The 14,225-nt window shown below is 43.5% G+C and carries 13 protein-coding genes; 3 read left to right on the forward strand and 10 right to left on the reverse strand.

The window, feature by feature from the left end; translation table 11 throughout:
- Positions 1-140 precede the first annotated feature (140 nt).
- The 7 genes from MKY54_RS16910 to MKY54_RS16940 all read right to left on the reverse strand — a co-directional run bounded on the left by MKY54_RS16910 (position 141) and on the right by MKY54_RS16940 (position 7,251).
- Complete coding sequence (locus MKY54_RS16910) at positions 141-1,457, reverse strand: hemolysin family protein (RefSeq protein WP_036687555.1); 1,317 nt, start codon at positions 1,455-1,457, stop codon at positions 141-143.
- Positions 1,458-1,771: 314 nt separating this feature from the next.
- Positions 1,772-2,236, reverse strand: coding sequence for a spore coat protein GerQ (gerQ, locus tag MKY54_RS16915; RefSeq protein ID WP_036687556.1), 465 nt, complete (start codon positions 2,234-2,236; stop codon positions 1,772-1,774).
- A 144-nt stretch (positions 2,237-2,380) separates the two neighbouring features.
- On the reverse strand, positions 2,381-2,812 hold the full coding sequence (locus tag MKY54_RS16920; RefSeq protein WP_076126705.1) for a cell wall hydrolase: 432 nt from the start codon (positions 2,810-2,812) through the stop codon (positions 2,381-2,383).
- A gap of 749 nt (positions 2,813-3,561) precedes the next feature.
- Positions 3,562-3,954 (reverse strand): DUF2500 domain-containing protein, encoded by a 393-nt coding sequence (locus MKY54_RS16925; protein ID WP_076190442.1) that lies wholly within the window; start codon positions 3,952-3,954, stop codon positions 3,562-3,564.
- A gap of 194 nt (positions 3,955-4,148) precedes the next feature.
- Positions 4,149-4,325 carry a hypothetical protein gene (locus MKY54_RS16930; protein ID WP_169744776.1) on the reverse strand — a complete coding sequence of 59 codons (177 nt, stop codon included), beginning with the start codon at positions 4,323-4,325 and terminating at the stop codon, positions 4,149-4,151.
- A gap of 223 nt (positions 4,326-4,548) precedes the next feature.
- Positions 4,549-5,838, reverse strand: coding sequence for a hypothetical protein (locus tag MKY54_RS16935; RefSeq protein WP_081387523.1), 1,290 nt, complete (start codon positions 5,836-5,838; stop codon positions 4,549-4,551).
- A 30-nt stretch (positions 5,839-5,868) separates the two neighbouring features.
- The gene (locus MKY54_RS16940) at positions 5,869-7,251 is read right to left on the reverse strand and encodes an amino acid permease (protein ID WP_076302576.1); all 1,383 of its coding nucleotides are present in this window, start codon (positions 7,249-7,251) and stop codon (positions 5,869-5,871) included.
- Positions 7,252-7,423: 172 nt separating this feature from the next.
- Here MKY54_RS16940 and MKY54_RS16945 point away from each other — a divergent pair, with 172 nt between their 5' ends.
- Entirely contained in the window at positions 7,424-8,347 is a 924-nt protein-coding gene (locus MKY54_RS16945; protein WP_036687562.1) for an L-lactate dehydrogenase, read from the forward strand.
- Between the two features lie 191 nt (positions 8,348-8,538).
- Here MKY54_RS16945 and MKY54_RS16950 read toward each other — a convergent pair whose 3' ends face one another.
- The 3 genes from MKY54_RS16950 to MKY54_RS16960 all read right to left on the reverse strand — a co-directional run bounded on the left by MKY54_RS16950 (position 8,539) and on the right by MKY54_RS16960 (position 11,459).
- A complete protein-coding gene (locus MKY54_RS16950) occupies positions 8,539-9,510 on the reverse strand; it encodes a glycosyl hydrolase family 53 (RefSeq protein WP_339187217.1) in 972 nt (323 codons plus the stop codon).
- Positions 9,511-9,622: 112 nt separating this feature from the next.
- Positions 9,623-10,528 carry a tyrosine-type recombinase/integrase gene (locus tag MKY54_RS16955; RefSeq protein ID WP_076106781.1) on the reverse strand — a complete coding sequence of 302 codons (906 nt, stop codon included), beginning with the start codon at positions 10,526-10,528 and terminating at the stop codon, positions 9,623-9,625.
- Between the two features lie 28 nt (positions 10,529-10,556).
- Entirely contained in the window at positions 10,557-11,459 is a 903-nt protein-coding gene (locus MKY54_RS16960) for a LysR family transcriptional regulator (protein WP_339187220.1), read from the reverse strand.
- A gap of 128 nt (positions 11,460-11,587) precedes the next feature.
- Between MKY54_RS16960 and MKY54_RS16965 the strand changes: the two genes are divergently transcribed.
- Together MKY54_RS16965 and MKY54_RS16970 are read left to right on the forward strand one after the other, a co-directional pair.
- Positions 11,588-12,910 (forward strand): amino acid permease, encoded by a 1,323-nt coding sequence (locus MKY54_RS16965; protein WP_076184385.1) that lies wholly within the window; start codon positions 11,588-11,590, stop codon positions 12,908-12,910.
- A gap of 198 nt (positions 12,911-13,108) precedes the next feature.
- Positions 13,109-14,065, forward strand: coding sequence for an alpha/beta hydrolase (locus tag MKY54_RS16970; RefSeq protein ID WP_076308313.1), 957 nt, complete (start codon positions 13,109-13,111; stop codon positions 14,063-14,065).
- Positions 14,066-14,225 lie beyond the last annotated feature (160 nt).

Here is a 14,225-nt window from a genome sequence, read left to right on the forward strand (position 1 = left end):
TAGGGACTAATGTAGTTTTTATCATATACATTTAAAATTATATAATTATTAATCTCTTTTTGGCAAACAGTATGGTCAAAAAAAACAGCGTGACTCCAAAAGGAGAAACGCTGCTCTTATTTTGAAAATATAAAATTCCATCAAGCTCCAGCTTCTTCATTCAATAACTGTAACCGCAATAGCTTAATTCGAGAAATTCGCTTATTCTCAGTCTCTTCTACAATAAATAGATGATCATCAAATTCTACGGATTGCCCTTTTTGAGGTGGATTAACCTCCAATTTAGAATACAGCCAGCCGCCTATCGTATCGTAATCCTCAGTCTCCATATGAAGACCTAAAAGATCATTAATCTCTTCAATAAGCATCAAACCGTCAATGGAGTGTTCATCCTCGCCAAGCTTCTCAACACCGGGACGTTCCTCATCAAATTCATCCTGAATTTCTCCAACAATTTCCTCCATGATATCTTCCAGTGTCACCATTCCTGAAGTACCCCCATACTCATCGATCAATATGGCGATTTGTGTCTTCGCACGCTGCATAACTTTCAGCAAAGCACTAATCTGAATGGATTCCGGCACGGTCAATATTGGACGAATTAATTTCTGATAACTTTGTGGACGATCCTTAATTAAGTCCTTTATATGGATGAAGCCTAAAATATGATCCTTATCACCGTCACAGACGGGATAACGTGTCCTCATGCCATCATAGGCAATCTCAAGGTTCTCCTCAGCAGAAACATGATTATTCAGACAGATCATCTCTGTCCGCGGAATCATGATCTCCCGAGCCATGGTATCCACAAATTCAAAAATATTGTCAACTAACGCCATTTCAGTATTATCGATAAAGCCGCTTTTGTTACTTTCCTGCATGATAATACGAATTTCTTCTTCCGTATGCGCCGTTCCCAGCTCTGAAGCCGGGGCTAATCGGAAAATTTGCAGTAAACCACGCGCCAGCCCATTAACGATCCATATCACTGGATACATGATTTTGTAAAATACATTCATCGGTCCTGCTGTTAGTAAAAGGACAGATTCAGCCTTGTTAACAGCAATGGTCTTAGGTGCAAGCTCACCTAATACGATATGCAAGATAGTAATGAACATAAGAGCAATAACCAAAGATACAACATTAACAGCAGTTTCTCCTAAACCTATGCTTCCTAATAAAGGCCCGATAAGATTAGCTATAGCTGGTTGACCCAGCCACCCTAATGCAAGCGAAGCCAATGTAATGCCGAGCTGACAGGCTGAGAGATAGCCATCCAGGTTGCTGACAATGCTTTTTGCATTAAAAGCTTTTTTACTACCTTCTTCAATCAGGGTATCAATTCTACCACTTCGTACTTTCACCATTGCATATTCGACTGAAACAAAAAATCCGTTTAACAATACCAACAAAATAATAAGACCAACATGTAATATACCGGGTAAAGGGTCGCTCAATTTATACTCCTATCCACCATTTTCCGTACATGGATGGATAGGCCCACCTCCTTCGTTTTTTCAGAGTATTGGCAAAATGCTTGCCGTTTGTTCCTTTCAGTATCAATTTCCCAATGGTTTCATCTCCAGTCTAGAATCACGTTTTTGAATATATACTTTATTATATTAATATATTGGGGCAAACCGCAAGCATGCGTGTCCTTTTGAAAAAAAATGGGCGATGATTATCAAGATTATTCCATAAATTCATCACAAATAAAAAGAACTCCTAACCGTTTGGCGTTGGAGTTCTTCTCATCGAAGATAGGTTAAATTTAGCGACAATTTCTCATCGTTGGAGGATTGCCAATTACACCTGGGTATTGGTAAGTAAGGGGCTCATCGAAGGTAGCATAATCAAAATAAATCATAAGTAAGACGGTGCGTTGGCCAGTCGCAGGGTCACTGATAATAATGTGGTCACGGCCTGCCGCTTCCAGCACACCCTTGTAAACTTTGGCATTCCAGTCTTTATTGTTCTCATAAGTAAAATAAAACGTACCTACTTTTCCTAAATTCAGGCGGAAAATATTCTCAATGTAGGATTGTTCGAACGTTTGTGGTGGATTCTGAACTACTACTCCCCCTGGAGTCATTGGACTACCACTGCTTACTTGGGGTGGCATGCTGCCCATGCCTTGCATTCCTGATGACATCGGCATTCCGGAAGACATTGGCATACCTGAAGAAGAGACACTACCGATGGTATAAGTTACGGGGCGGTAAGGTTGAACGATCATTTACTGAAACCTCCTAAATGTTTATCAGAGCATGAGCTCCTTTGGACACTAATGAAACTTACATTTGGACACAATTGAAATCACACTAACTTTCTGTGAGAATTACTCATTTTATTGAGTAATTCTCTTTGCACAGTTACCATGCTAATTGCCGATAAATACAGTCGGGCAATCTTCTCCGGTCGGAGTAAAGAAGCAATGGGCTTTAAAGCGGCCTGTGTTTTGTTGGTTATACCAGGTTGCAGGACAATCACCTGCGGGTCTGAAGAACCACAAAGCATTGGTAGCTGGCCAGGTTCTTTCACCAGCAATTACACGTTTGGCTAGACGGATATCTGCTTCTCTGGCTCGCTGGTAGAAGTATCCCTTCTGCGGCGCTTCGAAACCTCCAGGACTTTGATAGACCATATCATTCACATTCCGAATGTTATTAAAGTCCAAGCAATTGCCAAGAATCCGGTTGACGCCAACATTGCCGACCATGAGCATGCCGAGATCTCCATCTTCCTCAGCTTCCGCTCTCATCAACCGCGCCAGCACCTTCACATCTTCCGAGTTCGTTTTGATGACGGCCACGCTGTCTCCTCCTTGGGGTCACTTCTTGTAGCAACCTCGTTCTTAACTGCATGCTGTATAGTATGTGCATTCGCCTAAGAGGTGACAGTTCCCGCCTATTTTTTAGAGTAGGGATCTTTCCTTTTAACTACTCAGCAAATCCCCATTATCTACACTCTAAGCTGCGTATGTCCAATTACATTTGCGCTGCAGCGTCTGAGTCGGGGTCGGTGGCAGCATCAGAGTCGACGTCGGGGTCAGCGTAAGTGCCAGCATCAGAGTCGACATCAGTGTTAGAGTCGAATCGGTGCTGGAATCGGTGTCTGTGTTAGTCACAATGTCCACGTTAGATCAATTTCCTTGTTAGCAACTGCGTCAACGTCAGCACCCGCTCAGAAGGCGCTATCGGACACAGCTGACCTTATTCGCGATATTAATCCACTTTTCGGATTCTAACGGACCCCAAAGCCCCTATTGGCCCGCAAAGCACCGATTATAAGCCTCTTTCTAATGAATAGCTGCATTGGAGTCCGAAACTAGGCTCAAAAGACTGTGAATTTGCAAATAACGTCATCTGGGTCCGCAAGGTGAGAGGGTAATGAAGATCTGACACTTAATAGATGATCGCACCTACAGTGAGCTTTGAGAACTACGAGGTCAGTGAGCTTTGAGAGCTACAGGATCAATGAGCTTGAATGGTACATAACCAAAACGCAAAACAGCGATCCACCATGAGCATGAGGATCGCTGTTTTGATTTAATACATATGACTACTCCGCAGTTGAGTATTGTGCCTGTCGTTGGAATCCATGATATCTGGTTCCTTGATAAGTAAGCATTCCTCTATCGCCTTCCGCACTCAAGCCATATTCATGGCCATCTACTTTAAATTCCATGCGACTACCGCCCTCCAGCTCGTACGTTAAATAGTAAGTTGTACTAGTACGAGTTGAGCCATTCTCTTCCTGAAGCTGCTGCTGTCGTACTTCAGTCCGTTTGCTAACGATATGCGCAGGGATTGTTAGTATGGGGGAGCCATTGTTCCTGCCCCATTGAAGCAAGCCCCTGCCTGCTGATATAGCAAGAATACCAATCATAACAACGATAAAGATCGGCATCACCGTTCCGGCAAAATCAAACATCCATGAAAGATCCGGGCCCATTCCCATGACAGTTTCCCCCTTCTTCCTCTTGTTATTCAGCCTAATTGCTGCGTTCTGGGTACTTCTGTACATGTATATGCCTCATCTAGTCCAGAAAGCATTAAATAAGTGAGACTAGATGCAAAAAAGACCACTTCGTTTTCTTAGAAATCAAGAATTCGAGTGGTCTCTATACAGAGTTTTCAGTTATTAAATTAAGCATGAACTAGGTCTAGCAATTTCTTAGTTTCGTCTGTCTGATCATCTAACATTCCATTTTCAGCCCAGCAAGCTCTGCATTGTTCTTCAGTTTCACAAAGATGAGCGTCATCACAGTTGTAGCAAAGTTGCAAAAGGTTTCTTGTCATATAATCTGTTTCGAATGTTTTCATTGTAATCTCTCCTATTCGATGTCTGAGTTTGTGAAAATTTGAACTTGTTTTCTATGTGTTAAATATATCACAGGATTCTTTAAATGTCATGTGATTTTTTTCACATTTATAAAGAAAATTTTAAATAAGTTTTTTCCTTATATTCAATCATTCACAAACAACAATAAACCCCCACTCTGCTAACAACAAAAGAACCTACCATCAGGCAGGTTCTTATTCCTTATTACATTACGCGCCAGCTGATACCACCATTCGTAGTCTGTAACAGTATCGAGCGCTTGTCCTCTTTTTTCTCAATCAAAAGCCACCCCACCTCAGTGGAAAAAAACTGTAGCTTTACAATCTCCGGATATTCCAAAAGCTTAGATCGCAGTACACTGCTCTCTTTAAGAGGTAACCAGGTCGCTCCTTGATCAATCGTATGGTAAAGGGTGTCGCCGAGTATGGTCCAACCGATCTGTGAATTCAAAAAAGTCGGAGCAATTAGACGATTAACACCAGCTTGTGCGTTCAATCCAAAGGAAGCGAATTTCCAATTAGCACCGCCGTTAGCTGTAAAATATCCATGGTAAGTGATCGTTTTTTCTTTATCCTTTTGACAGCCAACAGACATCCAACCAGTAGACTTACTAGCATCGAAGAACTCCGGTTTGCCAGTAATTACTCGGTCACAATCTTCTAAACGTTCGTTAACTAGAAAAGCTGGCCCGAGGCTCCAGCTCTTACCGCCATCTTTTGTCATAAAGATTTTGGGAAGAGCACCTGTCTGTAGTGTCACAAATCCATGTGTACTATTGCGAAAAATCATTCCAGTGGTGACCCCGGCAAACGGTATCGAATCATTTGGGAAATTCGGATTGTATTGCTCATTCTGCATCACTTCTTCCCAAGTGGCCCCACCGTCTGTCGTTGAAAAAAGTGCCTTGTTCTCTTTATTGGAAGAAGCGTTCCATGAGGTCATCAGCCAACCCTTTCTGGGTGAGTTGAAATATACAGAGGATACTGTATTCACATCTCCTAAAGATGAGATTTTCCAGCTTTGGCCACCATCTGTGGTTCGCAGCACAATCGTTTCTGTCGAGCCAAAAGCACTTCTTATAATCCAACCATGAGATGGATCCGTGAAGAAAATCCCCTTCCCATACACAGGATTGGAGAGGAACTGCACATTTGGTGCTGGTGAAATATTAGCCCAAGTTGCTCCGTTATCCCGGGTCAAGTACAACCGGAGTTCGTTTTTGGTAACCCCCCAGGCCAGACCCTCACTTTCACTAAGCAGCTGAAAATCTGTAAGACGAGTCTGAATTTGATATTTCGGAGCGCTATCATTGTCAATATGATTGGCGTCTGGAGTAATCAGGGTTATCGTCTGTCCTTCTTCAGGTGCCTCTGTCGGCTGGGGCTGCTGAGTAGGTTCAGGGGGAGGAGATGAACAAGCCGTGACCACCCACGCTAACAAAATCAGCATCAATATTAATCTTATTCCCTTCAATCCAGCAATCTTAGATGCCAATAACCTCTCTCCTCTCGGATGGATTGAATCTTATTTATGATTCAAATTACTATTACGATAGCCATATAGTGCATAGATTAGAAGTCCAACAACTGTCCAAATTAGAAAACCAATCCAAGTCTCACTTCCTAGATTATACATCAAAATACCACAAGTTGCCGCACTTAACAGCGGAATGAAAGGTACCCAAGGAACTCTGAACCCTCTTTTTAAATCCGGATGAATATATCTAAGCGCGATTACCCCTAAAGACACTACAAAAAAGGCAAACAATGTTCCTATGCTTGTCAGATTTGCCAACCGGTCCAGTGGGATGAAACCCGTTAACACAGCTATTAAGATACCTACCATCCATGTGCTTCGTACAGGTACCTGTGTTTTAGCATTAATCTTAGATAAACTTATGGGCAGTAGGCCATCACGTGAGATGGCAAATAACAGCCGAGTTTGACCGAATAACATCACGAGCAGTACCGTAGTCATTCCCGCAATGGCTCCAACAGAGATCAGACCGGCAATCATATCCTGATTTACAAAGCGAAGCGCATAAGATACAGGATCACTAACATTGAGATCAGTATATGGAACAATACCCGTTAATACGAGTGAGACAAGAACGTACAAGACAGTACAGATAGCAAGGGATGAAATAATTCCAATCGGCAAATCGCGTTGGGGTCTTTTCACCTCTTCAGCAGCGGTTGCTAGCGCATCAAAACCTATGTAGGCAAAAAACACTGTGGCCGCGCCATTGATCACGCCATGGTACCCAAAAGGGAGAAACGGAGTCCAGTTCTCTGGCTTCACATAGAAAAATCCTGTTACGATAAATAGAAGCACCACTGCTATTTTGATAAAAACCATGATTGCGTTAAAGCGTGCCGTTTCTTTGGTTCCCCGAGTCAGTAAATAGGAAATTAACAAAATGATGATTACTGCAGGCAGATTTATTATTGTACCCGCTTGTGCATTATAAGCCCCCGATAGTGCGGTTGGGAGATGTATCCCAAAGCCCTCTAATAACCCCTGAAAATACCCTGACCAGCCACTGCTTACAGCCGCTGCGGCAACTCCGTATTCCAAGACAAGATCCCAGCCTAAGATCCAAGCTAATAGTTCTCCAAAGGCTACATAACTATAAGCATAAGCACTCCCGGAAACAGGAATGGTCGAAGCAAATTCCGAATAACATAATGCCGAGAGCACACAGGCAAACGCCGCTAGTAAAAAAGAAATTATAAGACCAGGACCTGCATGTTCTGCTGCGGCAACTCCTGTCATTACAAAAATACCTGTGCCGATAATGGCTCCTACCCCAAGCATTGTTAGATCCAGGGCACCCAACGTCTTGTTTAACTGCGTCCCTTCAGAACTTGTGGGTATGTGTAGAGCCTTTTTACGAAATAAATCCATCCTTACATTCTCTCCTGTCTAGTCTTGCTAAGATAATGAAATAAAAATCACATTTTAGTATGGCCTTAATTAGGGTAATGCATTAAATAAGATCAGCTTGAAAACACTACCGTTAACGATTATGATGGACAAGATTGAAACCAAAAATTTGAAATATTAAGGAGATGGAGACATGGCCCCCCCAAAACCCAATCGGGTCGTAGTTATCGGTACTGGAGCAGTTGGTACAACTACAGCCTATACATTATTGTTACGTAGACGTATGCCCGAACTCGTACTTATTGACGTTAATCATCAGAAAGCACTTGGCGAAGCACTGGATATGAATCACGGCATGCCTTTTGTCGGCGGTGTGAAGTTATGGGCTGGTACTTATGAAGACTGCCGTGAAGCAGATATCATTATAGTCACTGCCGGTGCATCACAAAAACCGGGAGAAACCCGGATAGATCTGCTTCGTAAAAATATTTCGATTTTTAAAGATATCATTGAAAAAATAACAAAGTATAACCAACATGCCATTCTACTTATTGCAACTAACCCTGTAGATATTCTGTCTTACGCGACTTTGAAAATAAGTGGGTTTGACCGCAGACGTGTAATTGGTTCTGGTACGGTACTTGATAGTGCTCGTTTTCGTTATTTGATCGGTCTTCACAAAGAAATCGATCCTCGCAGTATTCACGGACAGATCATCGGTGAACATGGAGATTCAGAGCTTCCGGTTTGGAGTCTTGCGAATGTAGCTGGGATTGATCTTGGTTTTGACGAAGCAGAACGCGAAGAAATCTTCCAAGATACCAAGAATGCAGCCTATGAAATTATTGATGCCAAAGGCTCAACCTCTTATGCAATAGCTCTTGCACTGGACCGAATTGTAGTCTCCATTCTTCATAATGAAGGCGCCGTGTTGAATGTTTCTACTTTATTAAATAACTATAACGGGGTTTCGGATGTCTATCTCGGTGCACCTTGCGTAGTAGATCGCTCGGGTGTTCGACAGGTACTGGACCTCCCACTCAATGAAACCGAACAGGCTTTATTCCAGAAATCCGCTGAGAAGCTAAAAGCAGAAATAGCTAAGCTAGAATTGTAAGCGAATATGGCTGGAAACAGCCCTTTTTGACTACAAAAGACACAAGAAACCGTCCTTTTTATATGTGGAGCGTTGCCTCCACTATGAAAAGGACGGTTTTTAATATAACACGAATTAACTTAGCCTGCCAATGACAAAAAGATCCTTTAGCAGGCCAGGCTCACCTGAAATTCCGGATCTTTTTTATCAATTTATTTAGTGATAGGTTGCTTGTAATATTCTTTGAGAACTTGTTCGGCTTTTTTGCCATAAATATCAAAACCACGGTCAATGGAAGCCTCTTCCAAGGCATATAATTTCGTGCTCCAGTCCCACCAGAAGTAACCGGCAAACCAAGGTTCATTCCAGAATGCTTCCAGCGCTGACCGATAGAAGTTGGCTTGTTCATCTTCTGAATACGGTAAGTCTGTATATGTAAAGTCCCATGGCATGGTGGCACATCCATGCGCACTTCGGCATCCAATCTCGATGAATACGAGAGGCTTGCCAAATCGCTCAGACAGTGACTTAAGCCGCGGTTTCTGCCGCTCCCAACCAGCCAGCATATTCTCATAAGAATCTCCCGGCACGGAAGCTACCGGATAATAAGCGCTGGTTCCGATAAAATCCACCTCATCCAGCCACTCGATTCCTTCTTCTTTGCCATGATTAGCATTATAAATGATCGGCCCTGTATAAAGATTGGTGACCTCTTGAATTAATTGTCTCCATTCCGTAGTTCTAGACTCTGTGCCTACCATTTCGCAGCCGATACAGAACATCTCACATTCAAGCTCTTCCGCCAACTCTGCATAGTGTTTAATGAAATTTGTATAAGAACGGAACCATGCTGCCCAATAAATCTCTCCCTCTTCCGGAAATCCAATCCTAGCTCTCCAAATGCCATCCCTCGAATTCACAACCGGTTTAAGACAAACTTTAAGACCAAGCTGTTTTGCCAGTTGTACCGCATGTGCGAGATCACGATCTGTCACCGTGTAACCGTAATCATAATGAATTTCTGTTGAATGCACTGTGTCTTGCCATGTCCAAAAAGATAAGGCGATCCATTCGCTTCCTGTCTCCGCCAGCTTTCTCATCGAATCTTCTGCATATTCTGTACGGTATTCGCCTCGTTTTGATCCCCAGCCATAAGTCATCCCTTTTAGAAATACATCCTTCACGATTAGGACCTCCTATAAAAAACTCTTAATAACTGTTAGAATAAATCAATACCGTTATAATAACAAGTTATTTTTTGTTATCAATTTTCTGAGGAGGTTTCTTTCTTTTCTATCACAGCTGGATTTGCAATTTAGACATAGCCTCTTCCTTCTCACGACTGGTAATATGTGTGTATACGGTTGTAGTCTGGATCGAGGAGTGACCAAGCAGTTCCTGTACAGTGCGCAGATCTGCCCCTTTTCTCAGCAGCATGGTTGCAAAGGAATGTCGGAGCTTATGACTTGAATACGGACGTCGCTGTGCTGCTGGCACATCCCTTTGGAAACGATCAAAGGTATCTGCTGCAATTTGCTGAATGCCGCGGATCGACAACCTGCGTCCTTTTTGTGAAATGAACATCGCTTCCTCTTTACTGCGCCAAGGATCTAACCTTTCTGCTAACGCAGAGTCCAGAAAAGGCACTACATCCTCGGGAACCGGCACATTACGCCATTTACGCCCCTTCCCAAACACACGGAGAGAATGTCTTTCTACATTATAATCACTCAAATTCAGTGTGTGGACTTCCCCCACCCGAAGCCCCATATAGGACATCAACAAAAAAACTGCTAAATTGCGCTTTTTGTATTTACCATCTATAGAAGATAAAAACCGACCCAGATCACTTTCATCTAAGTAGACCGGCTCACGATTGATCTCCGTTTTGGATTTCTTAATCCCGGCTGCCGGGTTGTTCTGAAGTAATTCCAGCTCGATCAATGCCTTGAAAAAACAGTTAATCGCAGCATGCTTCCGGTTACGGGTCGCATCACTCACTCCACGTTCGCGGACAGAGGTCAAAAAAGAAATGACATGCAGCTTCTTCACCGTCTCAAGCTTTTTACCATTCAGGCTGTCTAAAAATTGTTTCACATCTACTAAATAGGATTTTTGCGTATAGGGAGTGTACCCGGCATCCTTCATCCAGATGAGAAAGGCCTCCAGCCCTTCTTCGTAGTCTTCACACCACTCATTCATGCCTTAGAGCCTCCTTGTTAACGTTGATCTATATTAGACTTCTCCATTGCTCAGCATGTTTTTGTATCGCAAGTAAGAACTCCGTCAGTACGGGCGATTTCCATTTCTTATGATGATAGGCGATCTGCGTCGCCACACGCTGTGATTCATCATTCCAATTCAACCTGGCAAGTTTGCCTTCGGCGAGTTCATTTTTTACAGTAATTAATGGAAGAAAGGCAATGCCAAGATCAGCCATCACACATTGCTTTATCGCCTCGATGCTCCAAAACTCTAACGTGGGGTCAGGAAAAACACCGTAACTGTTCAAATGCCGTTCAAATAAAGTCCGGTAGGAACAGCCCGTTTCGGTATGAAGTATGGTCACTCCTTTTAAATGAAGGGGTTCTACCTCAGCAAGGTTTAATAAGGGATGATCTGTCGCTGCGATCAGCGTCATCGGCTCATGTACTAATGTTTCTATATTTAAATCTTTATCTTCCGTCTCAGGTTGCAACAAGAACGCTAAATCCAGTTCACCCGAACGGACAAAATCTGATAGTTCCCAGCAAGCTCCAGGCTTCAGAAGAATTTGCACCTTCGGATATTTAGCGCGAAACTCCATAATAATACCTGGTAAGCGAAAAGCAGCGAGAGATTCAGGAGCCCCAATCCGTAAAGAACCCGTAAGCTCACTATCCGAACGTAACGCGTCCTCTGCTAAAGTGTGCATTCTGGATATTTCTTGAGCGAACGGGAGCAACCGACGCCCTGCGTCGGTTAGGATAATCTTTTTACTGATCCGATCAAATAATGGCTGACCAATTTCAGACTCTAGTGCTTGGATTTGTGCAGTAATACTGGATTGTGCATAATCAAGCTTCTGTGCTGCTCTAGTAAAACTGCCCGTCTCCACTACCACTAAAAAGGTAAAAAGATGACGTGACTCCATGAATTTCCCCCTAAATGAAAATGAACCATCGGAATATCGAATGGATACTATTCAAAAATTCTGTTTTTCCAATGGATCTATTATCTGCTACTCTAGAACAAAAGACAAGGAAAGCAGGATAAAAAAACATGAAGGAATCCGGTTCAAACACTTTACAAAAAAACATTGGCATGCCTCAGGCTATTGCCCTTTACATCGGGGCTGTGTTGGGTTCTGGGGTCTTAATTGTTCCTGGTTTAGCTGCAGAAATGGCGGGTCCCGCTTCATTACTGGCGTGGGGATTTATGTCGTTGCTGATTTTGCCGATGGCCTTATCAATGGGTCTGCTCTCTGCTAAATTCCCTAACGCTGGAGGCGTGTCCCATTTTGTAACGCTTGCTTTTGGTCCAAAAGCTGGCTCACTGGTAGGATGGTTTTTTCTGATGTCCGTTCCGATTGGCGCACCTGTTGCTGCACTGACTGGAGCTGGTTATATGACCGCCGCTATGGGCTGGGACGAATCTGCAAGAATTACTATTGCCGCTATTATGTTGGTCATTGGCCTGATTACGAACTGGATTGGTATGCAGGTAGCTGGAAAGGTACAAATAGCGGTAGTTATAGCGATTGTTGCTGTGCTGGTCTTCTCCTTTGCTACTGCACTGCCCCGTATGGAAGTCGAACACTTCACTCCCTTTATCCCACATGGGTGGATGAGCATTGGCCAGGCTGCTGCAATCTTATTCTGGTGTTTTATTGGCTGGGAGGCTGTCTCACACCTATCTGAGGAGTTCAAGGACCCACAGCGTGCCGCCGTTAAAGGAGTAACTATCGCCGCTATTATAGTAGGGATTCTATATTTTCTCTCCGCACTAGCAACTGTTGGTACACAAAGCTACCTCAAAGGTGGATCAAGCACTTCACTCGTCTGGATTATTAGTCAGCCTCTTGGGCGCTGGGGAGGATTTATTGCTGGACTTACCGGTCTGTTCATCTGTACAGCCACAATTATTGCCTATGCAGGAGCTGCCTCACGTGTGGCTTATGCTTTATCCCGCCAAGGCTCTGCGCCGAAATGGATGGGTAAAATATCCAAACAGTATCATACCCCTATCGGTGGCATAGCTTTTCTTCTGCTCTGTTTTGTATCGGTGATGACGCTGTATGGCAGCGGGTCCCTCTCCATCACCACTCTGATCCAGTTTCCGAATGCTACTTTTATCCTGACTTATATCGGAGGTTGTGCTGCAGGAATACGTCTGCTCAAAGGAAGTCGCTTAGGTGTGACGATAAGCTGGATTTCTTTTTTAGCAACAGCTGCTGTGTTTCCTTTTACGGGCTGGGCGATAGGCTATCCGCTACTCATTACTTTGGTATTCGTTTGGATTATCCGTAATAAGCGTAAACAGAGGATACGTGTCACTGAAGAGATTGGTCCTGAAATGCATAAGGAACAACAAAAGGTGTTGTAAGGCTCTAACTGCGTTTGAACTTCTCCTTAAGGAATAGTTGTACTGGTGTCCGAAACCGTGCTCAATAGGCGATAAATGTGCAAATAGCGTCAAATCTCTAACTACTCCTAAATTGGCATTCGTTTCAGCAGCTGCTTAGATGGTTATGGAATGAAGAGGGTATACTAGACTATGACCAGTCAAAGGAGACGATAAATCATGCCAAACAAAACTAAGATCATTCTTGAGCCAGCTGCTCAAAAATTTGCCGATGATAATGCGAAACCTCCCTTTCTACCTGACCTTGGGCCAGAAAAAGGCCGTGAAACGGTAGATAGCGTACAATCCAGTGAGATATATAAACCTGAAGTTGATATTGAAGATCTAATGGTGCCAGGTGGACCTAACGGTGATGTTTCCATAAGAATCGTTCGTCCCCCAAGCTCCTCATCAGCGTCGCTGCCTGTTATCCTGTACATTCATGGCGCAGGCTGGGTGTTTGGGAATGCTCATACCCATGATCGCCTGATCCGTGAACTAGCTGTCGGAGCGGAGGCCGCAATTGTTTTCCCAAATTACAGCCTCTCCCCAGAAGCTAAATATCCTACAGCTATTGAAGAAATCTATGCAGTACTCCAGTGGACAGCTGAAAAAGGAAGCGAGCACGGATTAGATACTAGCAAGCTTTCTATAGCCGGAGACAGTGTTGGTGGGAATATGGCCGCTGCTATTACTCTAATGGCTAAAGAACGGAGTGGGCCGAAGATAGCGAAACAACTATTATTCTATCCGGTAACGGATGCCTCGTTTGATACTGAATCCTATCATGAGTTCGCCGAAGGCTATTTCTTGCAGCGGGACGGCATGAAATGGTTCTGGGATCAATATACTACTGACCCTAAGGAACGTAATCAAATCACGGCCTCCCCTCTTCGTGCTAGCCTAGAACAGCTGCGGGATTTACCAGATGCACTGGTCATTACTGGTGAAGCAGATGTGCTACGGGATGAGGGTGAAGCTTATGCCGCCAAATTGCGGGAAGCTGGCGTGAATGTTACGGCTGTCCGCTTCCAAGGCATCATTCATGATTTTGTCATGCTGAATCCTTTAGCCGAGACTCATGCTAAAAAAGGAGCTATCAAGTTAGCGACAACATGGCTTCGTGAAGGTTTCTAAACAAATCAACTATTGACATATTCCTTTACTAGGCGAATTGGTTCCCACAAGAATTCTTGTGCGAAACTGATTCGCCTTTTATTGTTAACATAATATTTATTATGTTAACAAGTGTATTTTTACAATTGAGAAACAAATATCCATTCCCTGCGTCAATATA

The sequence above is a fragment of the Paenibacillus sp. FSL P2-0121 genome, assembly GCF_037975345.1.
Classification (GTDB): Bacteria; Bacillota; Bacilli; order Paenibacillales; family Paenibacillaceae; genus Paenibacillus_AQ; species Paenibacillus_AQ odorifer.

What these genes read in the sequence shown, in the direction of transcription:
- gerQ (WP_036687556.1), bottom strand. Translation starts at nt 2,236, where the DNA reads ATGATCGTTCAACCTTACCGCCCCGTAACTTATACCATCGGTAGTGTC.
- MKY54_RS16925 (WP_076190442.1), bottom strand. Translation starts at nt 3,954, where the DNA reads ATGGGCCCGGATCTTTCATGGATGTTTGATTTTGCCGGAACGGTGATG.
- MKY54_RS16930 (WP_169744776.1), bottom strand. Translation starts at nt 4,325, where the DNA reads ATGAAAACATTCGAAACAGATTATATGACAAGAAACCTTTTGCAACTT.
- MKY54_RS16940 (WP_076302576.1), bottom strand. Translation starts at nt 7,251, where the DNA reads ATGGATTTATTTCGTAAAAAGGCTCTACACATACCCACAAGTTCTGAA.
- MKY54_RS16945 (WP_036687562.1), top strand. Translation starts at nt 7,424, where the DNA reads ATGGCCCCCCCAAAACCCAATCGGGTCGTAGTTATCGGTACTGGAGCA.
- MKY54_RS16955 (WP_076106781.1), bottom strand. Translation starts at nt 10,528, where the DNA reads ATGAATGAGTGGTGTGAAGACTACGAAGAAGGGCTGGAGGCCTTTCTC.
- MKY54_RS16960 (WP_339187220.1), bottom strand. Translation starts at nt 11,459, where the DNA reads ATGGAGTCACGTCATCTTTTTACCTTTTTAGTGGTAGTGGAGACGGGC.
- MKY54_RS16965 (WP_076184385.1), top strand. Translation starts at nt 11,588, where the DNA reads ATGAAGGAATCCGGTTCAAACACTTTACAAAAAAACATTGGCATGCCT.
- MKY54_RS16970 (WP_076308313.1), top strand. Translation starts at nt 13,109, where the DNA reads ATGCCAAACAAAACTAAGATCATTCTTGAGCCAGCTGCTCAAAAATTT.